We start from the raw sequence: 25,592 nt of genomic DNA on the forward strand, positions 1-25,592 counted from the left end.
GCGGCCGAGGCCGCCCCGCAAGGCTTACGAGTGGTAGGCCGCTTCGCCATGCGAAGTCAGGTCGAGGCCTTCGCGCTCGGCGTCGGCTGTCGGACGCAGACCGATGATCAAGTCGACGACCTTGTAGAGGATTGCGCTGCCGATGCCCGACCACAGCAGGGTTACCAGGACGCCTTTGCCCTGCGCCAGGAGCTGCGTGGCCGTGCCGGCATAGCCGGCGGCGAAGTCGGCCGTCGAATAGTCGACGATGCCGGCGCCGCCGAGGGCGGGATTGACCAGAATGCCAGTGCCTAGCGCACCGATGATGCCACCGACGCAGTGGACGCCGAAGACATCGAGGCTGTCATCATAGTCGAACGTGTTCTTCACCACCGAGACGAAGAAGTAGCAGACGAAGGTGGCGACAATGCCAAGCACGATAGCGCCCATCGGGCCGGCAAAACCTGCAGCCGGCGTAATCGCGACGAGGCCGGTGACCGCGCCCGAAACAGCGCCGAGCATGGAGGCTTTGCCGCGCAGCAGCGATTCAAGCACGATCCAGGCCACTGCCGCCGCCGCCGTGGCGACGAAGGTGTTGATCATCGCCAGCACCGCATAGGCGTTCGCTTCGAGGTTCGAACCGGCGTTGAAGCCGAACCAGCCGACCCACAGCAATGAAGCGCCGACCATGGTCAGCGTCATCGAGTGCGGCGCCATGATGTCCTTCTTGTAGCCGATGCGCTTGCCGATCATCAGCGCGCCGACGAGGCCGGCAATGCCCGCATTGATGTGAACGACCGTGCCGCCGGCGAAGTCGATGGCGCCGAAGCTGAAGATCAGGCCGGACGGGTCGGCATAGGCGCTCGGGCCGCCCCAGAACCAGACCATGTGCGCGATCGGGAAGTAGATGCACGTCACCCACAGGATAACGAAAAGGATCAAGGCGGAGAATTTGACGCGTTCGGCGAATGCGCCGACGATCAGGGCGGGCGTGATGCAGGCGAAGGTCATCTGGAAGACGACGAACACCAGTTCAGGAATGGCGACGCCCTTGCTGAAGGTTTCCGAAAGCGTCGATACGTTGACGCCGGAGAGAAACATCTTCGAAAGGCCGCCGACGAAGGCGTTGCCCGGGGTGAAGGCGAGGCTGTAGCCGTAGAAGACCCAGATGATCATGACCACGCTGGTGATGGTGAAGACCTGCATCAGCACCGACAGCATGTTCTTGGTACGAACCAGGCCGCCGTAGAAAAGCGCAAGGCCGGGAATGGTCATCAACAGCACCAGCACGGTGGAAATCATCATCCACGTGGTGTCGCCCTTGTCGACGGTAAAAGCCGGCGCTGCTGGCGCTGCCGCCGCGACGGCGGGAGCCGCCTCCTGCGCGAAGGCAGCAACCGTGCCCAATGCTCCGAGCGCTAAGGAGCCCAGCAGCGCGGAGCGCGCCACTGACTTCAAGGTGGAAGGTATATTCATTGAACTCTCCATTGGAATACGTGTTCGCCGCTCAAAGTGCGTCGGTGTCTGTTTCGCCGGTACGGATGCGCACCGCCTGATCGATGCCGAAGACGAAGATCTTGCCGTCGCCGATCTGGCCGGTCTTGGCCGCCGCCGTGATGGCTTCGACGGCCTTGTCGACCAGATCTGTGCTAACCGCGACTTCGATCTTGATTTTCGGCAGGAAACTGACCGCGTATTCCGCCCCGCGATAGATTTCCGTGTGTCCCTTCTGACGCCCGTAGCCTTTGACTTCGGTGACGGTCAGGCCCTGGATGCCGACGGCGGTGAGTGCTTCGCGCACCTCGTCGAGCTTGAACGGCTTGATGATTGCCATCACGATTTTCATAAGGTTTCACCCTTTGCTGTTGCGGTCCCCCGCGTTTGCACACCTTCACCGATCCCAAAAAGCCCGGAGAGTGCCCAACAGGATTCAAGCTCCGTGCCAGTTGCCGAAGCAGGGTGTTAACTCATTGTAAATAAACGGATCGCTCGAGTCGCGGCGGCACGATGGGCACTGTCAACGGACAGTCACTGATTAAAAAGTAGGCAATTTTTCGAAAATGCCTATTCGGCAGGCGGCCGCTTCAGCCGGATCAAGCCTTCCTGGGCAACCGAGGCGATCAGCGTGCCGTCGCGGGCAAACAGCGAGCCGCGGGTGAAGCCGCGCGACCCCTGCGTCGACGGGCTGTCCTGCGTGTACAGGATCCAGTCATCGAGCGGATGGCTGCGATGGAACCACATCGCATGGTCGAGGCTCGCCGCCTGGATGTCGCGGTCGAAAATGGCGCGGCCGTGCGCAAAGGTCGAGGTGTCGAGCAGCGTCATGTCGGAGAGGTAGGCAAGCACCGCCGCCTGGATGCCGCGGTCGGCCGGCACCGGGCCGGTGGTGCGGATCCAGATGTTCTGCTGCGGCTCCAGCTTTTCGCGGCTGGTGTAATGCTTCAGCATCACCGGCTTCATCTCGATCGGCCGGTCACGCTCCCAGTAGCGCTTGATGCCGTCCGGCACCGCCTCGCCGAACTTGCCCAGCAATTCGCGCTGCGACAACAGGCTGTCGGGCGGCGGCACGTCGCGCGGCATCGGCAGCTGATGCTCAAGGCCAACCTCGTCCTGCTGGAACGAGGCTTCCAGCGAAAAGATCGCCTGGCCGTGCTGGATCGCCACCACGCGCCGCGTGGCGAAGGAGCCGCCATCGCGGATGCGGTCGACCTCGTAGACGATCGGCACCTTGGTGTCGCCGGGCCGCATGAAATAGCCGTGCAGCGAATGCACGTGGCGCTCGGGCTCGACGGTGCGCTGCGCGGCGACCAGCGCCTGGGCGATGGTCTGGCCGCCGAAAACGCGCTGCCAGTCGAGCTTGGGGCTGCGACCACGGTACAGATTGTGTTCCAGCTGCTCGAGGTCGAGAATGCTGAGAAGCTCGTCCATGGCCGCCGTCATGCTTCGTGACCTCGCCGTAAGATGCTATGGCGGTTTCCGACAGGAATGGCGGGCAGTCAAGGCCGGAATGCCCCAGTGGGCGGGGATGGTCGAGACTTCGAAAGGAATTGACATGGCGAACCGCAACCCGGACGCAAAAACCCCGCTCGACGTGCTGGTCGCTGGCGCCGGCTATGTCGGCCTCGCCGCCGCCGTGTCGCTGAAACAGGCGCGGCCGGGCCTCGCCGTGGCGGTCGTTGATGCTGCCCCCGCCGGCGTCTGGCAGAAGGACCGCCGCGCCTCGGCGATCGCCGCCGCCGCCTGCCGCATGCTCGACCAGCTCGGCGTCTGGCAGGAAATCGTCGGGCAATCGCAGGCGATCACCGAGATGATCGTCACCGATTCGCGCACCGCCGATCCGGTGCGTCCGGTGTTTCTCACCTTCGATGGCGAGGTCGCGCCGGGCGAACCGTTCGCCCACATGGTCGCCAACAAGGACCTGAACAGCGCCTTGCGCCGCCGCGCGCAAAAGCTCGGCATCGACATCATCGAAGGTGTCGCGGTCGCATCGTTCGACGGCAATGGCGCCGGCATCACCGTGCATCTGGCCGACGGCGCGGCGATTGAGGCGCGGCTGCTGGTCGCCGCCGACGGCGTCAATTCCAAATTGCGCGACATGGCCGGCATCAAGACGGTGAAATGGGAATATGGCCAGTCCGGCATCGTCTGCACGGTGGCGCATGAGCGCCCGCACAATGGCCGCGCCGAAGAGCATTTTCTGCCGGCCGGCCCGTTTGCAACGCTGCCGCTCAAGCCGACCGAGGACGGCACCAACCGTTCGTCGCTGGTCTGGGTCGAACGTTCCGAGGATGCCGAAAAGCTGGTCTCGGGCGACGACCTCGTCTTCGAGCAGGAGCTTGAATTGCGCTTCGGCCTGAAGCTCGGCGAAATCCGCGTCACCGACAAGCCGCGCGCCTGGCCGCTCGGCCTGACCATCGCGCGCGCCTTTGTCGCCCCGCGCATCGCGCTTGCCGGCGACGCCGCGCACGGCATCCACCCGATCGCCGGCCAGGGCCTCAATCTCGGCTTCAAGGATGTGGCGGCCCTTGCTGAAGTGGTGGTCGAGGCCGATCGCTTGGGACAGGATATCGGCGCGCTCGACGTGCTCGAGCGCTACCAGCAATGGCGCCGCTTCGACACGGTGCAGATGGGCGTCACCACAGATGTGCTGAACCGGCTGTTTTCCAACGACATCGGCCCGCTGCGCCAGCTCCGCGACATAGGCCTCGGCCTTGTCGAACGGATGCCCAGGCTGAAGGAGTTCTTCATCCGCCAGGCGTCGGGGTTGTCCAACGGCACACCACGGCTGCTCAAGGGTGAGGCGATTTAGCAGCCAGACAAGGTAGTAGAAGACCACAATGGCGACCAGCGTGCCGACCACCAGCCTGCCGGCGCGGGATTTGCGCAATCTGTCACCAAACAGCATGCCGATCAGATCGGCCAATTCCGCAGCCACGTACGCAATTGCTTCCATCTGTGCCTTGACGGTTTGGGGGTACCGTCCCATTGATGTGGGGACGACCGCCTTCCGTTCAAGATCAATGTTGACCGAGGTCAGTTGACCTCAAACCCCAGCTTCTGCCGCAGTCGCAGCATGCGTTGGTCGGCGACCTTGAAACTATGCTCGCCGCTCTTGGCAACACGATCCAGCATCTGCAGCAGATCTTCGCGCTCGTGGGGATCGAGGCGCTCGCGCAGGAAGGGCGCCAGCTTGTCGATGACGATCGTCGTGTCGTCGATCTGCGCCGCGGCCCATTTGGCGTAGACGACGGCTTCATCGGTCTTCTTCTGGTTGTCCGCAATCTGCGAGATCACCTCGCGGATGACCGTTTCGCGCTTCGGCAGGATCGGGCCGTGCTCCGCTGCCAGTGCGGTGATCAGCGTTGCCGCCGCCACCACAGGATCGTCGATCGCCGTCAGCGGCGACAGCGCCGCCTGCTTGCGCAGCTTCTTGCGCCTTATGTTGCCCTGGACGCGGCCGACGACGTCGGCGACCTCGCGCGCGGCTTCGTTCATGGCCTTCATGCGATACCACCAGAACGCCCCGGCTCCCAGCACGCCGAGAATAGCAATCAGGAAAGGCATGTCGAATTCCCCCGAAAATTGCGGCGACGATAGGAGAACTCCGGCGTTGCTTCAACACGCAAGAATTGTATCTGATGAGAAACAGAGCGGCCCCCTGATCATCCAGACGCCGAGATCGGACGTCCTGGGTTCAGGTCGCTCGTCACGGGCAATAATGATGCAACCGCTTGGCGATAACGCCGACTTCGCATCCACCCCACCCCACCTGCAAGATATTTCACATACTGATATTTCGTTCGCCATCATTGACATGCCATAAATCCCGCCGTATTCAATCTCGCCAGAGATTTCATCTTATGAAATTTCTTGCAAAGCTGATGCGACGAGGCTTTCATCGTCGGGGAACCCGGAGGAGAGAATGAACAGGATTGGGCTGGTGGGCGCGCTGAGCGCCGCTGTGATGACGTTGACCCTGGCGATGCCAGCGTCGGCAGAGAGCAAGTTTCAGTGCAAGCCGGATGAGACCTACGTGATGAACGTCATGGTCTCCGCGCATCCCTATTGGGTGCCGGTCTATCAGGGCTTCAAGCAGGCGGCCGCGGCGATGGGCTGCAAGACAGTGTTTTCGGGCACGCCGGACTATGACATCGCCAAGCAGATCGCTTCCTTCGAACAGGATCTGATCAAGAAGCCGGCCGGCGTGCTGCAGGCCGATCCGTTCATCGAGCCGATCAACCGCGCCATCGAGAACGGCACCACCGTCGTCACCTTCGCCGCCGACTCGCCAAAATCCAAGCGCGTCTCCTACATCACCTCGGACAATCTGGCGGAAGCCAAGTTTGCCGCCGAGGAGATCGTCAAGCAGGTCGGCGACGACGCCGAATATGGCGTGCTTGAGAACCCCGGCCAGAGCAACCACGATCTGCGCGTCACCGCCTTCATCGACTATCTCGCCAAGAACTATCCGAAGATGAAGCTGGTCGGACGCCAGGCCTCCAATCAGGACGCCAATGTCGCCAACAAGGCGGTGGCCTCGATGCTGCAAGCCAACCCGAACCTCAAGGCGCTGTGGATTCCGGAAGCCGGTTCGGCCGAAGGCGCGGTCGCGGCCGTTCTCGAAGCCAAGGCCAAGGTGCTGATCATGCACGCCGACATCACCCCGGCGACGCTGGAGCAGATCAAGGCCGGCAACATCCACATGGCGCTGAGCCCGAACCAGGGCATGCAGGGTTATCTCGGCTTCGTCGCCACCTTCATGGCGGCGCATCCGGAGCTGATCGACCCGTTCAACGACTACAAGACGTCGGGCCACAACCCGATGAGCATCCCCTTCGCCGATAACGGCTTTGCCGTCATCACCAAGGAGAATGCCGACTCGTTCGACCTGAACAAGTACATGCAGGGCCGCGATCCCAGCTGATCCGACCATTGGGCAGCCGCGCCGCTTGGCGCGGTTGCCTCCATCTTCCTGTGCAGTCGAGAACCTCCGTGGAAAAACCGGCCCTCCTCAAAGTATCCGGCCTCAGCAAATCGTTCGGCCCTGTCCGTGCGTTGCGCGATGTTGGTTTCGAGCTGCGCGCCGGCGAAATCCACGCCATTGCCGGCGAGAACGGCGCCGGCAAGTCGACGCTCATGAAGGTTATCGACGGCATACTGCCGCCCGACAGCGGCGACATCCAGATCGACGGCCGCTCCGTTTCGATCCGCTCGCCGCTGGTGGCGCAAAAGCTCGGCATCGGCTTCGTGCACCAGGAGATCGCGCTCTGCCCCGATGTCTCGGTGGCCGAAAACATCTTCATGTCGATCACCAACGCCAGCAAGGCGCTGCTGATGAATTATCGCGACCTCGAGAAACGTGCTGCCGCGATCCTGGCGCGGCTTGGCAAGATCGATCCGACCGCGATGGTGCGCAGCCTGTCGATCTCCCAGCAGCAGCTGGTCGAGATCGCCAAGGCGCTGACGCTCGATTGCCGCATCCTCATCTTCGATGAGCCGACGGCAGCGCTGACCGAGCGCGAGGCCAAGAAACTGTTTGAGATCATCCACCAGCTTGCCGGCGAAGGCATCGGCATCATCTACATCTCGCACCGCATGGCCGAAATCTTCGAAAACTGCGACCGCGTCACGGTGCTGCGCGACGGCCGGTACATCACCACGCTCGACATATCGGCGACGACGCCAGAACAGGTGGTGGCGTCCATGGTCGGCCGCGTCATCGACAGCCTCTATCCCGAGAAGCTGCGCGGCGACGAGCGGGCTGAGGAGATCCTGCTTGAGGTCAGCAACCTCTGCGAAGCAACCACCTTCCGCGACATCAGCTTCCAGTTGCGCAAGGGCGAAATCCTCGGCATTGGCGGCCTGATCGGCGCCGGTCGCAGCGAGATCGTTCGGGGTATCTGCCGGCTGGAGGGTCAGGTGACCGGCAATGTCAGCCTGCATGGCAAGCCGCTGTCGCTGGCCCATTATGGCGACAGCATCGCGGCCGGCATCGTCTACCTCTCCGAGGACCGCAAGGGCGACGGCTTGTTCCTCGACATGTCGATCGCCGCCAACATCTCGGCGCTGGCGGTGGACCGGATCTCGACCCGCTTCGGCCTCATCAACGATCGGCGCGAGAAGCAGCAGGCAGAGACCATCGGCAGCCAGCTGTCGCTGAAATGCGGCCATGTCGGCCAGCCGGTTTCGACGCTGTCTGGCGGCAACCAGCAGAAGGTGGCGATCGCAAAGATGCTGTCGGTCGACCCGAAAGTGATCTTCCTCGACGAGCCGACGCGCGGCGTCGATGTCGGCGCCAAGGCCGAAATCCACCGGATCCTGCGCAAGCTGGCGCGCGACGGCGTCGGCATCGTGGTCATCTCGTCGGAACTGCCGGAACTGATCGGTGTCTGCGACCGGGTGCTGATCGTACGCGAGGGACGCATCACCGGCGAGGTCACCGGCGCGGAAATGACCGAAGAAAACATCATGGTCCTGGCATCGCTTGCCGATCACGGCCGGCAACGGAGCGCCGCATGAGCATCGTGGGGGAAAGCATGGACAGCGTGACGCCGCCGGCCCGCATCGGGTTCGGTGAAAGGCTTGGCAGCCTGATCAGGATGCGCGAGACCGGTCTGATCCTCATCATCGCCGTGCTCTTTGCGGTCATGTCGTTCGCATCGCCGTACTTCCTGACCTGGGACAACATGCGGGCGATGGCGATGGCCTTCGCGGTCGAAGGCATCGTCGTCGTCGGCATGACGATCCTTCTGATCTCAGGCGGCATCGACCTTTCGGTCGGTTCGGTCACCGCACTCGCCATGGTCATTGCCGGCCTGCTCTTCCTCGGCGGCGTCGACCCCTGGCTGGCATCATTGATTGCAATAGCGGCCTGTGCAGGCATCGGCGCCTTTATGGGCTTCTTCGTCACCCGAGTGGGGCTGCACCACTTCATCGTCTCGCTGGCGGTGATGGTGATTGCGCGCGGGCTCTGCCTGCTCGGCACCGGCGGCCGGCCGCTCGGGCTCTACACGCTGCCGCCCGAGTTCAAATTCATCGGCCAGGGCGCCATTGGCGGCATTCCGGTCGTCATCATCATCTTCATCGTCTTCGTCATCCTGTCCGACTTCATGCTGCGCCGCACGACGATGTTTCGCAAAGTCTTCTACACCGGCAGCAATGAGAAGGCCGCCGCCTATTCCGGCATCCGTACCAAGAAGGTCGTGTTCCTGACGACGACGCTCTGCTCGACCCTGTGCGGCTTTGCCGGCGTGATCTACATGGCCCGTTTCGGCTCGGCCCAGCCGACCTTCGGCTCCGGCATGGAACTAAACGTCATCGCCGCCGCGGTGATCGGCGGCGCCAGCCTGACCGGCGGCTCCGGCACCATTCTCGGCGCCATCCTCGGCACCATCCTGCTCTCCGTCGTTTCAAGCTCGCTCGCTCTGCTCGACGTGTCCGTCTATTGGCAGGACATCATCCGCGGGTCCATTCTGCTGACGGCGGTCACCGCCGATTACTACTTCAACAAGCGGCGGGGCTGAGATGGCGGACGGCAGGGAAGATTTCGAGGCGATCCGGCAGATCCACACCGTTCTGGTGCTGCACTTCGTCGACGGCATGAAGCAGAACGACATTGCAGCGGCGCTCAACCTTTCGGCGTCGAAAGTCAATCGGCTGATCGCGCAAGGGCGCAAGCTCGGCATGCTGAGGATCGCGGTCGAGAGCCCGTTCCAGCGCCTTGTCGACATCGAAAAGCAGCTGATCGAGGTCGCGCAACTGGCGGCCGCGATCGTGACGCCGACCGTGGCCGGCAGTCCCGACAGCACGCTGCAGCAAGTGGGACGCGCGGCGGCCAACCAGTTGCTCGAGACCTTGCGCGACGGCGACGTCATTGCCATCACCGGCGGCAAGGCGATCAGCGCGCTGGTCGAAAACCTGCAGCCCGAGCGCGCCTTCGACGTCACCGTCGTGCCGCTGACCGGCGGCGTCCAGGGCAAGCACTATACCGACGTCAACCATCTGGCGACGCGGCTGGCCGAACGCCTCGGCGGTACCAGCATGCTCTTGCACGCGCCGCTCTTTGCCGAAAGCCGCGAGCAGCGCGATCTCCTGCTGGACATGGCCTCGGTGCGCGAAATCTTCGACCTGGCGCGCAAAGCCGCGATCGCGCTGGTCGGCGTCGGCTCGATTCAGACGCCGGGGTCGAGCTACTACGACCTCCACCCCGGCCTCGATCCCGACCGCGAAAAACTCGCCGCCAGCGGCGCGGTCGGCGAGTTCCTTGCGCATCTGATCCGCGACGACGGCACGCTGGCCGACTATCCGCCCAATGACCGCCTGGTGGCGCTGGCGCCGCCAGAACTCGGTCGCTGCCGGTCGGTGATGGGGGTGGCCAGCGGCGCCGAGAAAGTCTGGCCAATCCGTGCCGCGCTTCGCGGCAACTATCTCAAATCACTGGTCGTCGACGAAGAGACGGCCAATGCAGTCCTGAGCAATGCGGGGAGCATACGCAATGTCGCCTGAAATGTTGACGCGCACCATTGGCGCGTCGGGAATATCCGCCTCCGCAATCGGCCTTGGCACCTGGGCCATTGGCGGCTGGATGTGGGGCGGCACCGACGAGGCGCAATCCATCGACACCATCCGCGCCTCGATCGACGAAGGCGTTTCGCTGATCGACACCGCGCCGGCCTACGGCAAGGGGCTGTCCGAGGAAATCGTCGGCAAGGCGATCAAGGGCCGCCGCGACAAGGTCGTGCTCGCCACCAAGCTTGGGCTGATCTGGCACGCGAAAAAGGGCAACCACTTCTTCGACTATGACGGCGCGCCTGTGCATCGCTATCTCGGTGCCGACTCTGTCGTCTACGAAGTCGAGCAGAGCCTGCGCCGTCTCGGCACCGACCACATCGACCACTACATCACCCACTGGCAGGATCCGACGACGCCGGTCGCTGAAACGATGGAAGCGCTCGACCGGCTGAAAACCCAGGGCAAGATCCGCTCCATCGGCGCCAGCAATGTCAGCGTCGCCGATGTGAAGGCCTATCTCGCGGCCGGCCAACTCGATGCGGTCCAGCAGGAATACAGCATGGTTGCGCGCGACATAGAACAAGACCTGTTGCCCTTCTGCGCCGGGAACAACGTGTCGGTGCTCAGCTATTCCTCCCTGGCGCTCGGTCTGCTCTCGGGCAAGATCGGTCCCGACCGCGTCTTTACCGGCGACGACCAGCGCAAGGACAATCCGCGCTTCTCGCTCGCCAACCGCCGCAAGGTGGCAGCGCTGATGGAAGCGATCAGGCCGAGTGCCGAGGCGCACGGCGCCAGCGAGGCGCAGGTGGTCATCGCCTGGACGCTGCAGCAGCCCGGCATCACCTTCTCACTCTGCGGCGCGCGCAGCCCGCAGCAAGCCAGGGAAAACGCGCAGGCCGGCCGCATCAGATTGTCCGGTGACGAGTTGAACCAGATCAGTGAGGCCGCCAGCCGCCATCTGACCAATCTCGACGCCTGACCGCCACCAGTAACCCGAACCAAGTTGAGCTGCCGTCCACCGGACAGCAGAACGGCCCAACCTTGCCCGGCAAAGCCATGCCTGATCAGAGAACCGTCATCCTCGACACGATCCGCCGCAACGGCGCGTTCGATGTCGTCGTCATGGGCGGCGGCATAAACGGCATCGGCGTTTTCCGCGAACTGGCGCTGCAGGGTCTCCGAGTTCTGCTGGTCGAACGCAACGATTTCTGTTCGGGCTGCAGTGCGGCACCCTCGCGCATGATCCATGGCGGCCTGCGCTATCTCGAGAATGGCGAGTTCGGCCTGGTGCAGGAATCGCTGCGCGAACGTGACGCGCTGCTGGCCAATGCGCCGCATATGGTGCGGCCGCTGCCGACGACAATTCCGATCCGCTCCGTCTTCTCCGGGCTGATGAACGGCGCGGCAGGCTTTCTCGGCTTTTCGGAAACGCCTTCCAGCCGCGGCGGGCTGGCGATCAAGGCAGGCCTCGCGCTCTACGACTGGACGACGCGCAAGCGCCGGGTGCTGCCGCGCCACAGTTTCCGTGGCGCCAGGGCGACCTTCGCGCAATGGCCGGCGCTCGATCCCAAACTGCGCTTTTCCGCTACTTATTACGACGCCTGGATCAGCTACCCCGAACGGCTCGGCATCGAATTGCTGCTCGATACCGCACGCTTGGCGCCCGACAGCCTCGCGCTCAATCGCGCCGAGATCGCGCGGGTAGGGTCGGCCTTCGAACTCACCGACACGGCTGGCGGAGAACGTTTCGCCGTGACCGTCAAGGCGATCGTCAATGCGACCGGTGCCTGGCTCGATTCGGCGATCGCCCGGCTCGAGGCCTCCGAAAAGCCCGCGGCGCCCCTGGTCGAGGGCACCAAGGGCTCGCACCTCATCCTCGACAATGAGCCGCTGTACCAGGCGCTCAGTGGCCACATGATTTTCTTCGAGAATGCCGACGGCCGCGTCTGCATCATGTTTCCCTATCTCGGCAAGGTGCTGGTCGGCTCGACGGACATCCGCGTCAGCGAGGCCGGGCGCGTGCGCTGCGAACCGGCCGAGACCGACTACATATTGGCGGCGGCGCGGTTGGTATTCCCGTCCATTCCGGTCCGTGCCGCCGACGTCGTCTTCACCTATAGCGGCATCCGGCCGCTGCCGAAGAGCGACCATGCCTTCACCGGCAGGATATCGCGCGGCCATTCCGTGCATCGCATAGCCGGCGACATCCCGCAGTTCTGCATGATCGGCGGCAAGTGGACGACCTTCCGCGCCTTCGCCGAACAGGCGGCCGACGAAGTGCTGGCCGAGCTTGGCCGCGAGCGCATTCGCGGCACGCTGGCGCTGCCGATAGGCGGCGGCCTCGGTTTCCCCGCAGATCCGGCATCGATGGCAGCCGATCTCGCCGGTGAGTTCGCGATCAGCACCGACCGCGCCGCGTATCTCGTCGATCGCTACGGCAGCGGCGCGCGCGACATCATCCTGTTCTGCCTCGGACGTCCCGACGATATCAGGCTCGACGACAGGACCGAAACCACGACGGCCGAGATCGTCTATCTCGCCCGGCATGAGTTCGTGACCTGCCTCTCGGATGTTGTCTTGCGCCGCACGTCGCTTGCCATTGCCGGCGACATCTCGACGGTATCAATCGAGCGCATCGCCGATGTACTGGCCGCCGAACGCGGCTGGAGCGATCCGTACCGCGACGAGGAGATAAAAAGTCTCATCGCCGAACTCGACACCTATCACGGCGTCTCGCAAGAGATGCTCGACCAACGCACGATCCCAGGAGCAGAACATGAAAGTCAGCACCAAGGCCCGGATGAACCGGATGTTCACCAACGGCAATTGCCTCGACGTGGCGCTCGATCACGGCGTCTGCAATGAACCGGGGTTTCTCATCGGCCTGGAGGACATGCCACGTGTCATCGACACGCTGATCGCGGCAGGGCCCGATGCGCTGCAGCTCGCCTATGGCCAGGCCGATCTGCTGCAATCGCGGCCGGACAAGGACAAGCCGGCGCTGGTCATGCGCATCGACATGGGCAACCCCTACAATGCACAGCGCCACCGGGTGATGTGGTCGATGCTGCAGAACCATGACGAGCCGATCATCGGCGCGCTGGAAATGGATGCGGCCTGCGTCGTCGTCAATCTGTTCATGCTGCCCGACGAGCCGGAGCTGTTTCGCCAATGCGTCGAAAACATCGCCAAGGTCCGCGCCGCCTGCCAGCGATACGGCATGCCCTTGATGATCGAGCCGCTGGTCATGCTGCCCAACGATATCAGAGGCGGCTATCAGGTCGACGGCGATGCGGAAAAGATCGTGACGCTGGTGCGGCTCGCCGCCGAAATGGGCGCCGACATCATCAAGGCCGACCCCACCGAGCACGCGGAAGATTTCCACCGCGTCGTCGAGGCGGCACGCGTGCCGGTGCTGGTGCGTGGCGGCGGCAAGGATGATCTCAAGACGGTGCTGGCAAAATCGTCAGCCCTGCTCAGACAAGGCGCCAAGGGGCTGGTCTATGGCCGCAACATCTATCAGCATGCCAATCCGAAGGCGGTAGTGAGTGCGTTGATGGCGATGATCCACAACGACGCCGGCGGCGAAGAGGCTTGGGACATCTACAACAATGGCTGATCAAGCCGCCTATCTGCTCGGCCTCGACGCCGGCAACACCATCATCAAGGCGGTGCTGTTCGATCATACGGGACGGCAGCTCGCCATGCATGCGGTCGCCGGCCGTTCGCACACGCCGCAGCCGGGCTATGTCGAGCGCGACCTCGGCGGCATGTGGGCCGCTGCGCGCGACGCCATACGAGCCTGCATCGCGCAGGCCGGCATCGATGCCCGCGAGATCGCCGCCGTCGGCTGCGCCGGCCATGGCAACGGCCTTTATCTGGTCGACCGTGCCGGCGAACCGCTGATCGGCATCCAGTCGCTCGACACGCGCGCCGCCGGCATGGCGTCGACGCTGGCCTCGCGCAACGCCGCAGCGCTGCACGCGATCTGCCTGCAAAAGCCGTGGCCGGCGCAGACGCCGACCTTGCTGGCCTGGGTCAAGCAGCATGCGCCCGACCTTTATGCCGCAACCGGCACGGCGATGCTGTGCAAGGATTTCATCGCCTACCGCCTGACGGGCGAGCGGGTCAGCGATGTCTCCGACATGTCCGGTTGCGGCCTCGTCCGCATGCCCGAAGGCGTCTATGATTCCGAGCTTCTCGCGCTCTACGGCATCGAGGATGCACAGGCCAAACTGCCTCGGCTGCTCGACAGCGCCGACATTGCTGGCGCGGTCACCGCGCAAGCGGCTGAAGAGACCGGACTGGTTGAAGGCACGCCGGTCATCGCCGGCTATTTCGACGTCGTCGCCAGCGCCATGGGAGCCGGCGTCGTGCGTCCCGGCGAAGCCTCGATCATCGCCGGCACATGGTCCGTCAATCAGGTCTTCTCCATCGCGCCGGTTGCCGACCCAGATGTTTTCATGGTGGCGCGCTTCGGTCCCGGCCGTTTCGTCAACATCGAATCCAGCGCTACATCGGCCGCCAATCTCGAATGGTATGTACGCGAACTCGTCGAGCGCGGTGCCCATTATGACGATCCGTTCGGCCACTGCAACGCGGCTGTCGGCGCGGTGACGCCAACCTGGGACGATCCGATGTTCCACCCGTTTCTCTACGGGTCGGGACAAGGGGCGGAGTTCCGCGCCGGCTTCTACGGCCTCGCCGGTTGGCATAGGGAAGGCCATATGCTGCGCGCGCTGTTCGAGGGCGTGATGTTCGAGCACCGGCGCCACATCAATGTCCTGAAGGACGCCGGTGTCAGCTTCGACAAAGCGGTGCTGTCCGGCGGCGGTTCGCGCAGCGAGCACTGGCCGCAAATCTTCGCCGACGGGCTTGGCGTGCCGATCACCGTCCCTGAAGCACGCGAGACCGGCGCACTTGGTGCGGCGATCGGCGCCGGGGTCGCGGCCGGCCTGTTCGCCGACTACGAGGCCGGCGTCGACGCCATGACCCGGTCAAGCGCCGCCTATCGTCCGAACCCGGCCATGCAGGACCATTACAACAGGCGTTATCGCGCCTATTGCGGCCTTGCCGATACGCTGCGATCGTTCTGGGCCGAACAGGCGGCAGAACCGAGTAGAACACCGCCGAGTAAACCACCGCAATGACCCAACGGCTCGATGGCGACTACGACTACATCATCGTCGGCGCAGGCACCGCTGGCTGCGTGCTGGCCAATCGCCTGAGCGAAAACCCGGCGACGCGTGTGCTGCTGCTCGAGGCCGGCGGCAGCGACAATTATCACTGGGTGCATATCCCGGTCGGCTATCTCTATTGCATCGGCAATCCGCGCACCGACTGGATGATGAAGACTGCCCCCGAAGCCGGCCTGAACGGCCGCTCGCTGGTCTATCCCCGCGGCAAGGTGCTGGGCGGCTGCACCTCGGTCAACGGCATGATCTACATGCGCGGCCAGGCGGCGGACTACGATGGCTGGCGGCAGATGGGCAATGTCGGCTGGGGCTGGGACGATGTGCTGCCCTACTTCCTCAAATCCGAGGACCATCACGGCGGCAAGACCAAGCTGCACGGTTCCGGCGGCGAATGGAAAGTGGCGCGGCAACGCCTGTCCTGGCCGATCCTGAACACGGTGCAGGAGGCGGCCAAGGAATTCGGCATCATGCCGCGCGAGGATTTTAACGACGGCGACAATGAGGGGTCCGGCTTCTTCGAAGTCAACCAGAGCAAGGGCGTGCGCTGGAACACAGCCAAGGCATTCTTGCGCCCGGCGCTGCGACGGCCGAACCTGAGGCTGGTCGTCAACGCCCATGTCGAGACGGTGTTGTTCGAGGGCAAGCGTGCTATCGGCGTTTGTTATCGCGCCGGCGGCCGAACCATTGAGGCAAAGGCCAGGAGCGAGGTGCTGCTGACCGCCGGTTCGATCAACACGCCGAAACTGCTGGAGCTTTCCGGGGTCGGCGAGCCGGATCGCCTCGCCGCGCTCGGCATCGATGTGGTTCACGCCAGCCCCGATGTCGGCGAGAACCTTCAGGACCATCTGCAGATCCGCACTGTCTACAAAGTGTCGTCGGCGCTGACGCTCAACACGCTAGCCAACAGCCTGAGCGGCAAGGCGAAGATCGCGCTGCAATATGCCTTTGGCCGCTCGGGACCGATGTCGATGGCGCCGAGCCAGTTCGGCATGTTCTCGAAATCCGGTCCGTCGATGGCGACGCCGGACCTGGAGTACCACGTCCAGCCCTTGTCTACCGACCGGCTGGGCGACCCGCTGCACCCGTTCCCGGCAATCACCATGTCGGTCTGCAATCTGCGGCCCGAGAGCGTCGGCTCGGTGCACGCCACGACCCGCGACCTGGCGGTGCAGCCGGAAATCCGGCTGAACTATCTCTCGACGGTGCGCGACCGCGAGATCGCGCTGCGTTCGGTGCGCCAGGCGCGCGGCATCATGACCGCCAAGGCTCTTGCCGGCTTCCATCCGGAAGAAATCCTGCCTGGTCTCGCCCACCAGTCGGACGAGGACCTGCTGCACCAGATCGGCTCGATCGCGACGACCATCTTTCATCCGGTCGGCACCTGTAGGATGGGTGTCGACGGCCGCGCCGTCGTCAGCCCGGACCTGCGCGTGATCGGTGTCGAGGGCCTGCGCGTCGTCGACGCCTCGATCATGCCGCGCATCGTCTCCGGCAACACCGCCTCGCCAGTGGTGATGATCGCCGAGAAGGCGGCGGATATGATCCGCCGGCCTGCATAGATGTGTGAGGGAGCGGGGGCTAGTTTAAGACCCCGGCACGTCGTAGATCGCCCTGACTTCGACGGTGCCGATTTCGGCCAGCGGAATTTTGCCGGCGATCTCCAGCGCCTGTTCGAGAGTGTCGGCTTCGATCATGACGAAACCAAGCAACTGCTCCTTGGTTTCGGCAAACGGACCGTCAGTGATCAGCCGCTTGCCTTGGCGCCGCCGCACCGTCTTCGACGTCTTCACCGATTGCAGCGCCTGCGCGATGATCAGCTTGCCTTGCTGGTCCAATGACCGATCATAGGCCATCGAATCGGCGTCGAGCTTGGCCAAACGCTCCGGCGTCATGGCATGGAGGTCCTTTTCCTCGCCGTAGACCAGACAGACATATTTCATTTCCAGCTCCCTTGCTGTGACGAAGCATATGCGATCACGGCGCCGGCGGCATCCCTGCCGGCAGCAGCGTGGTCGAGCACGCAGACCGCAATGCCGATCACAGCGACCGCAGCAAGCAGCCGGCCGAAGCCGGAAGGTCGCGAGCACTCGATCTCGTGTAGACGCGCGCTTTTGTCGGCGTCGTTCCAATGGGCAGAAAACAGATTGTTCATCTTGGATCTCCATCCGCCACGAGAATCCGTGGACGCTCGCAGGACGGCCGGCGCCGATGCAAGTCGACATTTTTGCACGCACATTTTTCAGAAAAGATTTGCAGGGCTCGCCGGCGTCGCATCCGGCCGAAACAGCGCGGTGGTCTTCCCCTGCCGCCGCGCTATAGTTGGAGGGAACGCCGCGTGGCCGGCGCTGTCGCTGTAATCAAGGAGAATTCTATGGACCGTACCGCAAACGCCGTCTGGAAAGGCAATCTGAAGGAGGGCACGGGCACGCTCGACAGCCAGAGCGGCACCTTGAAGGGCACACCCTATTCGTTCAAGGCTCGCTTCGAGGACGAGAGCGGCAAATCCGGCACCAATCCCGAAGAGTTGATCGCGGCGGCACACGCCGGCTGCTACGCCATGCAGCTGTCGCATTTCCTGGCCGAGAACGGCACGCCCGCCACTGAACTCGACGCCAAGGCGGTGGTGACGCTGGTCCCCGGCACCGGCATCACCGGCAGCGCCATCACCCTGATCGGCAAGGTGCCGGGCATTGATGCGGCGAAGTTCAAGGAACTGGCCGAGAAGGCCAAGGCGGAGTGCCCGGTTTCGAAGGCACTGGGGGCCATCGCAGTGTCGCTCGACGCGAAGCTGGGGTGATCCGCCGATTTTGCCCGGGGTAGCAATTCTTCGCGCCCCCCTTCTGCCCTGCCGGGCATCTCCCGGGGAGATTGGAAGCTCGGTAGCTGGCACTTTCTTTCGACGTTCGTGATTGGCGAAGGCCGGCGTGACACCTGATCTCCCCACTTGAGGGGGAGATGGCCGGCAGGCCAGAGGGGGGTGCTGTCCCACCAACGTCTCGGATAACTATTAGGCGCCCAGCGCATCAAGCCGGGCGCGAAGGGCTGCGACTTCCTGCTCCAGAGCCTCCAATCTCGCTTCCAGGTCGGAAGCAGGCAAGGCCGGCGCGCTCCGCTGCACCGATAACGCCGCGACGTCCACCGGTCCTGCGAGCAGATGCACGTAGCGGTCCTCGCGCTGGCCTGGCCCGCGCGGTATTTCCTGGATCAGCGGCGGTCGGCGGCCGATCAGCATGTCGAGTTCAGCGCGCAGGTCTTCGATCGACGAAAACCGCGCCATGCGCTCAGCTCGCGCCAGCAACTCATGCGCCGTCTGCGGCCCGCGCAGCAAAAGCAGGCCGATCACCGCAGTCTGCGGCCTCGTCAGCGAGAAGCGCTGCGCCATCTGATGCTCATAGCGCTCGACGCGCGAGCCGAACATCTGACGCACCAGCCCCTTCTGCTCGAGCAGCTTCAGCGTCCGATGCACCTCTGTCGGCTCGAGCGCCATCACAGGCTCGCGCGCCGTCTTCTGGTTGGCGGCTGCAAGTGCTGCATTCAGCGTCAGCGGATAGACATCCGGCGTCAGCTCCTTCTTCTCGATCAGGCAGCCGAGCACACGGACTTCGATCGGATTAAGGATTGGAAGCTCTTCGCTCATTGGGTTGAGTATCCTTTCTAGCGCCGGCGAGACAGCGCCCACCTCTCTGTCCTACCGGATATCTCCCCACCCGTGGGGAGATGTCCGGCAGGACAGAGGGGCGCGCGAAGGATCGCCGCGTTCGAGATTGCCGCGAGCGAACTCGCCTCAACTAAACCCGCCGCTCCACCATCATCTTCTTGATCTCGGCAATCGCCTTGGCCGGGTTGAGCCCCTTCGGGCAGGTCTGGGCGCAGTTCATGATGGTGTGGCAGCGGTAGAGCCGGAACGGGTCTTCGAGATCGTCGAGCCGTTCGCCCGTGGCTTCGTCGCGGCTGTCGATCAGCCAGCGATAGGCCTGCAGCAACGTCGCCGGGCCGAGATAGCGGTCGCCGTTCCACCAATAGCTCGGGCACGAGGTCGAGCAGCAGGCGCACAGGATGCACTCGTAGAGCCCGTCGAGCTTTTCGCGATCCTCATGGCTCTGCAGCCATTCCTTGGCCGGCTCTGGCGACACTGTCTTCAGCCATGGCTGGATCGAGGCGTGCTGGGCGTAGAAATTGGTGAGGTCGGGCACCAGATCCTTGACCACCTGCATATGCGGCAGCGGGTAGACCTTGACGGCGCCGGAAATGTCGTCGCAGCCCTTGGTGCAGGCCAGCGTGTTGGAGCCATCGATGTTCATGGCGCAGGAGCCGCAAATGCCTTCGCGGCATGAGCGGCGCAAGGCAAGCGTCGGATCGATCTTGTTCTTGATCCAGAGCAGCGCGTCGAGCACCATCGGCCCGCAATCGTCCATGTCGACGAAATAGGTGTCGATGCGCGGGTTCTCGTCATCGTCGGGCGACCAGCGGTAGATGCGGTATTCCCGCAGGTTGGTGGCGCCCTCCGGCTTCGGCCAGGTCTTGCCCGGCTGCACCTTGGAGTTCTTGGGAAGCGTGAGTTCGACCATTACCTCAGATCCTTTCGGATGACGGGCTTCGGCACCATGGTCAGTACACCCTGGCCTTCGGCGCGATCTTGGCAAGACTGATGCCGCCGTCCTTTTCCGCCACCAGCGGCTCGGTGTGCACGGGACGATAGCTGAGGCTCACCTGGCCGTCCTCGCTTAGCCGGGCCAGCGTATGCTTGCGCCAGATAGTGTCGTCGCGGGCCGAGAAATCTTCGCGCGCATGCGCGCCGCGGCTCTCCTTGCGCGCCTCGGCGCCGTAGACCGTGGTGATGGCGTTGGCCATCAGATTTTCCAGCTCCAGCGTCTCGACCAGGTCGGAATTCCAGATCATCGAGCGGTCGGAGACTTTCAGGTCCTTGAGCCCGGTCCATATCTGCGAAATGCGCTTGCAGCCGTTTTCGAGCGACTCCTGTGTGCGGAACACGGCGGCGTCTTCCTGCATCGCCTTCTGCATTTTCTCACGCAGAACGGCGGTTGGCGTCGAGCCATTGGCGTGGCGCAGCCGGTCGAAGCGGTCCATGATCTTTTCGACCGAGGCTTCGTTTGGCGAAGGGATCGCCGAATTGCGGTCGATGACCTGGCCGGCGCGGATTGCGGCGGCGCGGCCGAACACCACCAGATCGATCAGCGAGTTCGAGCCCAGCCGGTTGGCGCCGTGCACGGAGGCACAGCCGGCCTCGCCGACCGCCATCAGCCCGGGTGACACCCGGTCAGGATTCTCGACAGTCGGGTTCAGCACCTCGCCCCAGTAATTGGTCGGCACGCCGCCCATATTGTAGTGCACCGTCGGCAGCACGGGGATCGGCTCCTTGGTCAGGTCGACGCCGGCGAAAATCCTGGCCGATTCCGAAATGCCCGGCAGCCGCTCATGCAGCACGGCCGGATCGAGATGGTCGAGATGCAGGAAAATATGGTCCTTGTTCTTGCCGACCCCGCGGCCTTCGCGGATCTCCAGCGTCATGCAACGCGAGACGACGTCGCGCGACGCCAGGTCCTTGGCCGACGGCGCGTAGCGCTCCATGAAGCGCTCGCCCTCGGAATTGACGAGATAGCCGCCCTCGCCGCGCGCGCCTTCGGTGATCAGGCAGCCGGCGCCGTAGATGCCGGTCGGATGAAACTGCACGAACTCCATATCCTGCAGCGGGAAGCCGGCCCGTGCCGCCATGCCGCCGCCGTCGCCTGTACAGGTGTGCGCCGACGTCGCCGAGAAATAGGCGCGGCCATATCCGCCGGTCGCCAGCACCACCATCTTGGCGGAGAAGCGATGGATGGTGCCGTCGTCGAGGTTCCAGGCGACGACGCCGGTGCAGGTGCCGTCCGGTTCCATGATCAGGTCGAGCGCAAAATACTCGATGAAGAACTGTGCATTGTTCTTCAGCGACTGGCCGTAGAGCGTGTGCAGGATGGCGTGACCGGTGCGGTCGGCGGCAGCACAGGTGCGCTGCACCGGCGGGCCGTCGCCATAATTCATCATGTGTCCGCCGAACGGCCGCTGGTAGATCTTGCCCTCTTCGGTGCGCGAGAACGGCACGCCGTAATGCTCGAGCTCGTAGACCGCCGCCGGTGCCTCGCGCACCAGATATTCCATGGCGTCGACGTCGCCCAGCCAGTCCGAACCCTTGACGGTGTCGTACATGTGCCACTGCCAGGAGTCCGGACCCATGTTGGACAGCGACGCGGCAATGCCGCCTTGTGCCGCCACCGTGTGCGAGCGGGTCGGGAACACTTTGGTGATGCAGGCCGTGCGCAGGCCCTGCTCGGCCATGCCGAGCGTGGCGCGCAGGCCGGCGCCGCCGGCGCCGACGACCACCACGTCGAACTTGTGGTCGACAAAGGTATAGCCGGTGGCCGATTTCGCGTCCTTGGCCAAATCAGCCTCCGAATGCCAGTTTGAGCAGGGCGAAGATCGAGGCGACGCCGACCGCTATGGTGAAAAACGTGCTGAGTGCGATCAGCGCCAGCTTCATGCCTTCGGCATGCACGTAATCCTCGATAATGACCTGCATGCCGACACGCATATGGGTGAGACCGGAAACGAGCACCAGCGCCAACACCAGCGCCACGAACGGACTGGCGAGCGCCGCCCGCACCTCGGCGAAGCCGGCGCCATTGAGCGCGATCAGGAACCCGACGAAGAACAGTATCAGCGGGATGTTGGCAATGGCCGTCAGCCGCTGTCGCCAGAAATGCCCGGTGCCTTCGCGGGCCGAGCCCAGACCGCGGACCTTGGCCAGCGGCGTGCGCATATCGTTGTTGTTCGTGCCGCTCATCACAAGGTTCCCCGCGCCATGTAGCCGGCGACCCAGATCAGCAGCGTGAGCAGGATGGAACCGGCGAGCGTCGCCCAGGCGATCTTCGATGCCGTGTGTTTCTCCAGCCCGGCGCCGGTGTCCCAGACGAGATGGCGCACGCCGCCCAGCATGTGGTGCATCAGCGCCCAGGTGTAGCCGAACAGGATGAGCCGGCCGAGCCAGGTGCCGAAGGCCCAGTTGATCCAATCGAAAGCGCCTTGCGAACTCGCCGCCGCCATCAGCCACGCGGCGACCAGCAGCGTGCCGAAATACAGCGCCCCGCCAGTGATGCGGTGAATGATCGACATCGTCATGGTGATCGGTGGGCGGTAAATCGTCAGGTGCGGCGAGAGCGGCCGTTCACGTCTGGCGGTTCGGGTGGCTGGTGATTTGCTCATGGCTGCCCCAGTTCGATGTCCGGAGCCGCGGTGGAAAGCGGCACTTACCGCCTCGATATATGACTTCAGACAGCCGGTTTCTAATGCTCTTTTTGCACCGCGTCAAAGCCGGAAAATCGTTTTGAAAACGTCATTTAGTCTGACAAAAGGCTGCTGTTTCGCTTCAATCGATTTGGCCACCGTCGAAAGCGAGCGCACCGTTCGCTGCAGTGCGGCATTTCCTTTGCAATCGACGCCAGGCTATCGTTTGCAGGTCTGTGGTGTCGAGCCCCTCTTCATCACCAGCGCCTCGCGCGCGTCGATCACGATTGCGTCATGCGACGCAGCTTCCTGGTAGCGGCTGGACTGGTTGGCGGGTGATGCGGCAAACTCCTCGGTCGTGCCATCGGGCCTGACAACGCGCAACGCCGTGCCGAGGTTCTGGATGGTGATCATGCCGCCATTGCCGCATCTGTAAGTTGCCGTGCCGACAGCAGACCGCGGCGCGGTAAGGTCGGTGACGATCTTGGCTGAAGGTGCGGCAGGCGCTGTCGGAGCCGTTGCGGAAGCCGGGGGCGCCACAGGTGCGGCGGACTGCTGAGCCGGCACGGGCGCGACAGTGGGTGGTACGGTATTCACCGCCGTCGGCGCGCCGTTCTGCGGCACGCAGGCTGCGGCAGTCAGCAAGGGGATCGACAACAGCGTCACCCGAAACGTCCGGCGTAACGCCATATGCTGTCCTCCTGCGCGGCTAACTAGCCGCGATGTTCCACCAAGATCAAGCTCATCCGACGTCAGCGTAGTTGTGTGCGTCGCGGCCGATGGTGCGGGCAAGCATGGCCGAATGATGACGCCCGGGTTTCCATCCCGTCGGATATTAACCATGTTTGGCGAGAGATCGCCGCCGGATGCGCCTGCCCTCTTAACAAAGGTTAAGAAAAGGTTAATTTCCGATTCGATCGGGTCCACAGCAGAGAGGACACCATGCTTTCGAATTCAGGAAGAGCGCGCCTTGCGGCGCTTGTGCTGGCGACAGCCAGTCTCGGCTTCGCCGCCCCGGCAATGGCCTGGTCGCGCCATCATGACCGCGTCTATGCCGATTCCCTAGGCAATCTCGTCATCGACAGCGCCGCCGGCTACAAGCGCATCATTGCCGGCCAAGGCAGGCTGGCCAAGAAATTGTCCGACTACACCAGCGCCGGGCAGCCGGAAGCGGAACCGGAAGTCCTTTATGAAGACGAGGCGGATCACATCTCCAGGCGTGGCTGCTACCAGCCGCCGGTGTTCGTGAAGGGCCGCTCCTATATGTACGGCCTCTCCGATGGCGAAATGCCCAACCTCAGCCCTTGCCGCTGATGATCCGGCACGGCCGAGAGGCCGTTTAAGCGAGACGCTAACCGACGCTGCCTGTATCCGGGATGAACACCGTTTCCGCCCGCTCATAGGACAATCGCACGCTGTCGCGGCCGTTCTTCTTGGCCTTGTAGAGCGCTTCGTCGGCGCGCCGCATCAGCGGCTCCAGCCCTTCGTCGCCGGTGCGCGCCGCGACGCCGAAGCTCGCGGTCACCCTGGTGCCCGGCGGCAACCCGTCGACACTGCCGGCCGAATAGTGCGTGCGCACGGCTTCGGCAAACAGCCGCGCCGTGGCAAGATCGCTCAGCGACAGAAGCACAGCGAACTCCTCGCCGCCGATGCGGCCGGCAACCGCACGCGTGCCGGCGGCCGCGCGAAGCTTGGCGGCGAAGTCGGCGATCACCTGGTCGCCCGCGGCATGTCCGTATTTGTCGTTGAGCGCCTTGAAGTGATCGAGATCGGCCAGCACCAGCGCGACCGGCACCTTGGTAACAGCGCAATGCTGCAGCACCAGCAAGGCGCGCTCCTCGAAACCCCTGCGGTTGAGCAGGCCAGACAGCGGATCGGTGTGCGTCTCGGTCTTCAGCGCCTTCATCACGTCGAGCGCAGCTGCCGAGAACAGGCAGAGCGCGATCAGCAACGACAGCAGCGCGTGCGTCAAAAGCGCCGTCGTCCAGTAGGACGAGCCATAAAACCCGTCATAGCTGGTGAACGGCCCGTGCGAGATGACGACGAGCAGCGTGCGGCCGATGAAGTTCAGCCCGGACAGCAGCGACAACACGAACAGGATTTTTTCCGTCGGGCCGTTCTTGCGCACGGCGCGCAGCTCGGCAGCGACCAGCAGGCTGAGGCCGCCAAAGCCGAAATTGATCGACAGGATGCGCCAAGTCAAGTCCGGCTGGACGAACAGGAACCAGCAGAATGCCACCATCCCGCCACCCGCCAGAATGCCGATCGCGATATAGGGCACGCGCCTGCCGTAGCGTGAGATGATCGCACCGACGAGGCAACAGGCGGCGAGCGTGAAGCAGAGGTTGGAGACCAGCTTGGTCAGCACCATGCCGCCGGGCAGCGTGAAATACTGCAGCAGGAAGCCGGGCGCGGACACGCAATAGCTCGTGCCGAGCACAGCCAGATAGGGCCGGTGGCGCTGATAGAACCACAGCACGAGGAACGCCGCGCCGAGCGCCAGCGCGATCGTCGGATTGAGCAGCGCTATGAACAGGCCGGTGTCCAAAGGACGGTGACTTCCCCGCTTGACGTCAGGGAAGACCTTAGAGCGCAAGCCCCAACAAGCGGTTAAGCCGGGACGAATATGCAAGTCGCCACTCATGAAGCTGGTGCACGGAACCGGGACCTGAGGCCGGCGTTTCCTGACAGCAATCAAGGAGAAGTTGTTCATGGCCGACACGATCACGCTGACCGATCACGAAGCAATTCGCTCATGGGCCGCAGGGCGCGCCGGATTTCCGGCGATCGTCGATGTATCGCCCGAAACCGGAACGCAGCCGTTGCTGAGGCTCGTCTTCGGCCAGCACGCCTATCAGGACCAGGATCAGCCTGAACGCCCGGTCAACGCAGGCGGCTACGAGCTGGTCGAATGGGACGAGTGGTTCAAGATCTTCGACGAGCGCGAACTGGCGCTGGTGGTCGCGACCGACGAACCCGGCAGCCGGGAGGAATTTCATGAAATCATCCGGCGTGCCGGCTAGGGCATAATACCCCAAGGGTCTTAGAGCGGCGCGCTTTAAACAAAACCCCGAACGGTTTTGCCGTTCGGGGTTTTGCATACGCTCAGATCAGGCTTGAACCAGTCTG

General features: G+C 63.8%; 26 protein-coding genes. 13 read left to right on the forward strand and 13 right to left on the reverse strand.

The window, feature by feature from the left end; translation table 11 throughout:
- Positions 1 to 24: 24 nt before the first annotated feature.
- The 3 genes from AC3EML_RS02940 to tesB all read right to left on the reverse strand — a co-directional run bounded on the left by AC3EML_RS02940 (position 25) and on the right by tesB (position 2,919).
- Positions 25 to 1,455 (reverse strand): ammonium transporter, encoded by a 1,431-nt coding sequence (locus AC3EML_RS02940; protein ID WP_352445001.1) that lies wholly within the window; start codon positions 1,453 to 1,455, stop codon positions 25 to 27.
- Positions 1,456 to 1,486: 31 nt separating this feature from the next.
- Entirely contained in the window at positions 1,487 to 1,825 is a 339-nt protein-coding gene (locus AC3EML_RS02945; RefSeq protein ID WP_023670499.1) for a P-II family nitrogen regulator, read from the reverse strand.
- Between the two features lie 218 nt (positions 1,826 to 2,043).
- Positions 2,044 to 2,919 carry an acyl-CoA thioesterase II gene (gene tesB, locus AC3EML_RS02950; protein WP_023683895.1) on the reverse strand — a complete coding sequence of 292 codons (876 nt, stop codon included), beginning with the start codon at positions 2,917 to 2,919 and terminating at the stop codon, positions 2,044 to 2,046.
- 112 nt (positions 2,920 to 3,031) lie between these two features.
- On the opposite strand from tesB, the gene AC3EML_RS02955 reads away from it, so the two are divergent.
- Positions 3,032 to 4,288: a ubiquinone biosynthesis hydroxylase gene (locus tag AC3EML_RS02955; protein ID WP_023726060.1), complete on the forward strand. Its 1,257-nt coding sequence runs from the start codon at positions 3,032 to 3,034 to the stop codon at positions 4,286 to 4,288.
- A 224-nt stretch (positions 4,289 to 4,512) separates the two neighbouring features.
- Here AC3EML_RS02955 and AC3EML_RS02960 read toward each other — a convergent pair whose 3' ends face one another.
- Positions 4,513 to 5,043, reverse strand: a complete 531-nt coding sequence (locus AC3EML_RS02960; RefSeq protein WP_352520776.1) for a hypothetical protein — start codon at positions 5,041 to 5,043, stop codon at positions 4,513 to 4,515.
- A gap of 400 nt (positions 5,044 to 5,443) precedes the next feature.
- Here AC3EML_RS02960 and AC3EML_RS02965 point away from each other — a divergent pair, with 400 nt between their 5' ends.
- The 9 genes from AC3EML_RS02965 (at position 5,444) to AC3EML_RS03005 (ending at position 16,744) form a co-directional block, all read left to right on the forward strand.
- The gene (locus AC3EML_RS02965; protein ID WP_352520876.1) at positions 5,444 to 6,403 is read left to right on the forward strand and encodes a substrate-binding domain-containing protein; all 960 of its coding nucleotides are present in this window, start codon (positions 5,444 to 5,446) and stop codon (positions 6,401 to 6,403) included.
- Between the two features lie 68 nt (positions 6,404 to 6,471).
- Positions 6,472 to 7,998, forward strand: a complete 1,527-nt coding sequence (locus AC3EML_RS02970) for a sugar ABC transporter ATP-binding protein (RefSeq protein WP_352520775.1) — start codon at positions 6,472 to 6,474, stop codon at positions 7,996 to 7,998.
- Between the two features lie 17 nt (positions 7,999 to 8,015).
- Positions 8,016 to 9,002, forward strand: coding sequence for an ABC transporter permease (locus AC3EML_RS02975; RefSeq protein ID WP_352520875.1), 987 nt, complete (start codon positions 8,016 to 8,018; stop codon positions 9,000 to 9,002).
- 1 nt (position 9,003) lies between these two features.
- On the forward strand, positions 9,004 to 9,984 hold the full coding sequence (locus AC3EML_RS02980) for a sugar-binding transcriptional regulator (protein WP_352520774.1): 981 nt from the start codon (positions 9,004 to 9,006) through the stop codon (positions 9,982 to 9,984).
- Positions 9,974 to 10,969: an aldo/keto reductase gene (locus AC3EML_RS02985; protein WP_352520773.1), complete on the forward strand. Its 996-nt coding sequence runs from the start codon at positions 9,974 to 9,976 to the stop codon at positions 10,967 to 10,969. The genes AC3EML_RS02980 and AC3EML_RS02985 overlap by 11 nt, the downstream gene beginning before the upstream one ends.
- Before the next feature lie 77 nt (positions 10,970 to 11,046).
- Positions 11,047 to 12,855, forward strand: coding sequence for a glycerol-3-phosphate dehydrogenase/oxidase (locus AC3EML_RS02990; RefSeq protein ID WP_352520772.1), 1,809 nt, complete (start codon positions 11,047 to 11,049; stop codon positions 12,853 to 12,855).
- Positions 12,767 to 13,609 (forward strand): class I fructose-bisphosphate aldolase, encoded by an 843-nt coding sequence (locus AC3EML_RS02995; protein WP_352520771.1) that lies wholly within the window; start codon positions 12,767 to 12,769, stop codon positions 13,607 to 13,609. The genes AC3EML_RS02990 and AC3EML_RS02995 overlap by 89 nt, the downstream gene beginning before the upstream one ends.
- Positions 13,602 to 15,140: an FGGY-family carbohydrate kinase gene (locus AC3EML_RS03000; RefSeq protein ID WP_352520770.1), complete on the forward strand. Its 1,539-nt coding sequence runs from the start codon at positions 13,602 to 13,604 to the stop codon at positions 15,138 to 15,140. Before AC3EML_RS02995 ends, AC3EML_RS03000 begins: the two co-directional genes overlap by 8 nt.
- The gene (locus AC3EML_RS03005) at positions 15,137 to 16,744 is read left to right on the forward strand and encodes a GMC family oxidoreductase (RefSeq protein WP_352520769.1); all 1,608 of its coding nucleotides are present in this window, start codon (positions 15,137 to 15,139) and stop codon (positions 16,742 to 16,744) included. The genes AC3EML_RS03000 and AC3EML_RS03005 overlap by 4 nt, the downstream gene beginning before the upstream one ends.
- Positions 16,745 to 16,768: 24 nt before the next feature.
- Here the strand turns inward: AC3EML_RS03005 and AC3EML_RS03010 are convergent, their stop codons facing one another.
- Both AC3EML_RS03010 and AC3EML_RS03015 read right to left on the reverse strand, forming a co-directional pair.
- A complete protein-coding gene (locus AC3EML_RS03010) occupies positions 16,769 to 17,125 on the reverse strand; it encodes a YciI family protein (RefSeq protein WP_023670506.1) in 357 nt (118 codons plus the stop codon).
- Positions 17,122 to 17,337, reverse strand: coding sequence for a hypothetical protein (locus tag AC3EML_RS03015; RefSeq protein WP_023834681.1), 216 nt, complete (start codon positions 17,335 to 17,337; stop codon positions 17,122 to 17,124). The genes AC3EML_RS03010 and AC3EML_RS03015 overlap by 4 nt, the downstream gene beginning before the upstream one ends.
- 219 nt (positions 17,338 to 17,556) lie before the next feature.
- Between AC3EML_RS03015 and AC3EML_RS03020 the strand changes: the two genes are divergently transcribed.
- Complete coding sequence (locus AC3EML_RS03020) at positions 17,557 to 17,982, forward strand: OsmC family protein (RefSeq protein ID WP_023807689.1); 426 nt, start codon at positions 17,557 to 17,559, stop codon at positions 17,980 to 17,982.
- Positions 17,983 to 18,192: 210 nt separating this feature from the next.
- On the opposite strand, the gene AC3EML_RS03025 is transcribed toward AC3EML_RS03020, so the two are convergent.
- The 6 genes from AC3EML_RS03025 to AC3EML_RS03050 all read right to left on the reverse strand — a co-directional run bounded on the left by AC3EML_RS03025 (position 18,193) and on the right by AC3EML_RS03050 (position 23,153).
- Positions 18,193 to 18,822: a YceH family protein gene (locus AC3EML_RS03025; RefSeq protein WP_023683887.1), complete on the reverse strand. Its 630-nt coding sequence runs from the start codon at positions 18,820 to 18,822 to the stop codon at positions 18,193 to 18,195.
- Positions 18,823 to 18,973: 151 nt separating this feature from the next.
- Positions 18,974 to 19,753 (reverse strand): succinate dehydrogenase iron-sulfur subunit, encoded by a 780-nt coding sequence (locus AC3EML_RS03030; RefSeq protein ID WP_023670510.1) that lies wholly within the window; start codon positions 19,751 to 19,753, stop codon positions 18,974 to 18,976.
- A 40-nt stretch (positions 19,754 to 19,793) separates the two neighbouring features.
- Entirely contained in the window at positions 19,794 to 21,623 is a 1,830-nt protein-coding gene (gene sdhA, locus AC3EML_RS03035) for a succinate dehydrogenase flavoprotein subunit (protein WP_023815320.1), read from the reverse strand.
- Between the two features lies 1 nt (position 21,624).
- Positions 21,625 to 22,023 carry a succinate dehydrogenase, hydrophobic membrane anchor protein gene (gene sdhD, locus AC3EML_RS03040; protein ID WP_023683885.1) on the reverse strand — a complete coding sequence of 133 codons (399 nt, stop codon included), beginning with the start codon at positions 22,021 to 22,023 and terminating at the stop codon, positions 21,625 to 21,627.
- Positions 22,023 to 22,442 carry a succinate dehydrogenase, cytochrome b556 subunit gene (gene sdhC, locus AC3EML_RS03045; RefSeq protein WP_023683884.1) on the reverse strand — a complete coding sequence of 140 codons (420 nt, stop codon included), beginning with the start codon at positions 22,440 to 22,442 and terminating at the stop codon, positions 22,023 to 22,025. The genes sdhD and sdhC overlap by 1 nt, the downstream gene beginning before the upstream one ends.
- 240 nt (positions 22,443 to 22,682) lie before the next feature.
- The gene (locus AC3EML_RS03050) at positions 22,683 to 23,153 is read right to left on the reverse strand and encodes a hypothetical protein (RefSeq protein ID WP_023709350.1); all 471 of its coding nucleotides are present in this window, start codon (positions 23,151 to 23,153) and stop codon (positions 22,683 to 22,685) included.
- A 252-nt stretch (positions 23,154 to 23,405) separates the two neighbouring features.
- Between AC3EML_RS03050 and AC3EML_RS03055 the strand changes: the two genes are divergently transcribed.
- Positions 23,406 to 23,777: a hypothetical protein gene (locus AC3EML_RS03055; RefSeq protein ID WP_023708760.1), complete on the forward strand. Its 372-nt coding sequence runs from the start codon at positions 23,406 to 23,408 to the stop codon at positions 23,775 to 23,777.
- A 37-nt stretch (positions 23,778 to 23,814) separates the two neighbouring features.
- On the opposite strand, the gene AC3EML_RS03060 is transcribed toward AC3EML_RS03055, so the two are convergent.
- The gene (locus tag AC3EML_RS03060; RefSeq protein WP_023698369.1) at positions 23,815 to 25,011 is read right to left on the reverse strand and encodes a GGDEF domain-containing protein; all 1,197 of its coding nucleotides are present in this window, start codon (positions 25,009 to 25,011) and stop codon (positions 23,815 to 23,817) included.
- 163 nt (positions 25,012 to 25,174) lie between these two features.
- Between AC3EML_RS03060 and AC3EML_RS03065 the strand changes: the two genes are divergently transcribed.
- On the forward strand, positions 25,175 to 25,486 hold the full coding sequence (locus AC3EML_RS03065) for a hypothetical protein (RefSeq protein ID WP_023706723.1): 312 nt from the start codon (positions 25,175 to 25,177) through the stop codon (positions 25,484 to 25,486).
- Positions 25,487 to 25,592 lie beyond the last annotated feature (106 nt).

Source organism: Mesorhizobium sp. P170090 (assembly GCF_057786115.1).

Bases quoted from the DNA above. Each gene is read 5' to 3' on its own strand.
- AC3EML_RS03010 (WP_023670506.1), bottom strand. From the start codon at position 17,125: ATGAAATATGTCTGTCTGGTCTACGGCGAGGAAAAGGACCTCCATGCC.
- AC3EML_RS03015 (WP_023834681.1), bottom strand. From the start codon at position 17,337: ATGAACAATCTGTTTTCTGCCCATTGGAACGACGCCGACAAAAGCGCG.
- AC3EML_RS03030 (WP_023670510.1), bottom strand. From the start codon at position 19,753: ATGGTCGAACTCACGCTTCCCAAGAACTCCAAGGTGCAGCCGGGCAAG.
- AC3EML_RS02955 (WP_023726060.1), top strand. From the start codon at position 3,032: ATGGCGAACCGCAACCCGGACGCAAAAACCCCGCTCGACGTGCTGGTC.
- AC3EML_RS02990 (WP_352520772.1), top strand. From the start codon at position 11,047: ATGCCTGATCAGAGAACCGTCATCCTCGACACGATCCGCCGCAACGGC.
- sdhD (WP_023683885.1), bottom strand. From the start codon at position 22,023: ATGAGCGGCACGAACAACAACGATATGCGCACGCCGCTGGCCAAGGTC.
- tesB (WP_023683895.1), bottom strand. From the start codon at position 2,919: ATGACGGCGGCCATGGACGAGCTTCTCAGCATTCTCGACCTCGAGCAG.
- AC3EML_RS03020 (WP_023807689.1), top strand. From the start codon at position 17,557: ATGGACCGTACCGCAAACGCCGTCTGGAAAGGCAATCTGAAGGAGGGC.
- AC3EML_RS03005 (WP_352520769.1), top strand. From the start codon at position 15,137: ATGACCCAACGGCTCGATGGCGACTACGACTACATCATCGTCGGCGCA.
- AC3EML_RS02980 (WP_352520774.1), top strand. From the start codon at position 9,004: ATGGCGGACGGCAGGGAAGATTTCGAGGCGATCCGGCAGATCCACACC.
- AC3EML_RS02995 (WP_352520771.1), top strand. From the start codon at position 12,767: ATGAAAGTCAGCACCAAGGCCCGGATGAACCGGATGTTCACCAACGGC.
- AC3EML_RS03055 (WP_023708760.1), top strand. From the start codon at position 23,406: ATGCTTTCGAATTCAGGAAGAGCGCGCCTTGCGGCGCTTGTGCTGGCG.
- AC3EML_RS02965 (WP_352520876.1), top strand. From the start codon at position 5,444: ATGACGTTGACCCTGGCGATGCCAGCGTCGGCAGAGAGCAAGTTTCAG.
- AC3EML_RS02945 (WP_023670499.1), bottom strand. From the start codon at position 1,825: ATGAAAATCGTGATGGCAATCATCAAGCCGTTCAAGCTCGACGAGGTG.
- AC3EML_RS03065 (WP_023706723.1), top strand. From the start codon at position 25,175: ATGGCCGACACGATCACGCTGACCGATCACGAAGCAATTCGCTCATGG.
- AC3EML_RS02960 (WP_352520776.1), bottom strand. From the start codon at position 5,043: ATGCCTTTCCTGATTGCTATTCTCGGCGTGCTGGGAGCCGGGGCGTTC.
- AC3EML_RS03000 (WP_352520770.1), top strand. From the start codon at position 13,602: ATGGCTGATCAAGCCGCCTATCTGCTCGGCCTCGACGCCGGCAACACC.
- AC3EML_RS02975 (WP_352520875.1), top strand. From the start codon at position 8,016: ATGGACAGCGTGACGCCGCCGGCCCGCATCGGGTTCGGTGAAAGGCTT.
- AC3EML_RS02940 (WP_352445001.1), bottom strand. From the start codon at position 1,455: ATGAATATACCTTCCACCTTGAAGTCAGTGGCGCGCTCCGCGCTGCTG.
- AC3EML_RS03050 (WP_023709350.1), bottom strand. From the start codon at position 23,153: ATGGCGTTACGCCGGACGTTTCGGGTGACGCTGTTGTCGATCCCCTTG.
- AC3EML_RS02985 (WP_352520773.1), top strand. From the start codon at position 9,974: ATGTCGCCTGAAATGTTGACGCGCACCATTGGCGCGTCGGGAATATCC.
- AC3EML_RS03025 (WP_023683887.1), bottom strand. From the start codon at position 18,822: ATGAGCGAAGAGCTTCCAATCCTTAATCCGATCGAAGTCCGTGTGCTC.
- sdhC (WP_023683884.1), bottom strand. From the start codon at position 22,442: ATGAGCAAATCACCAGCCACCCGAACCGCCAGACGTGAACGGCCGCTC.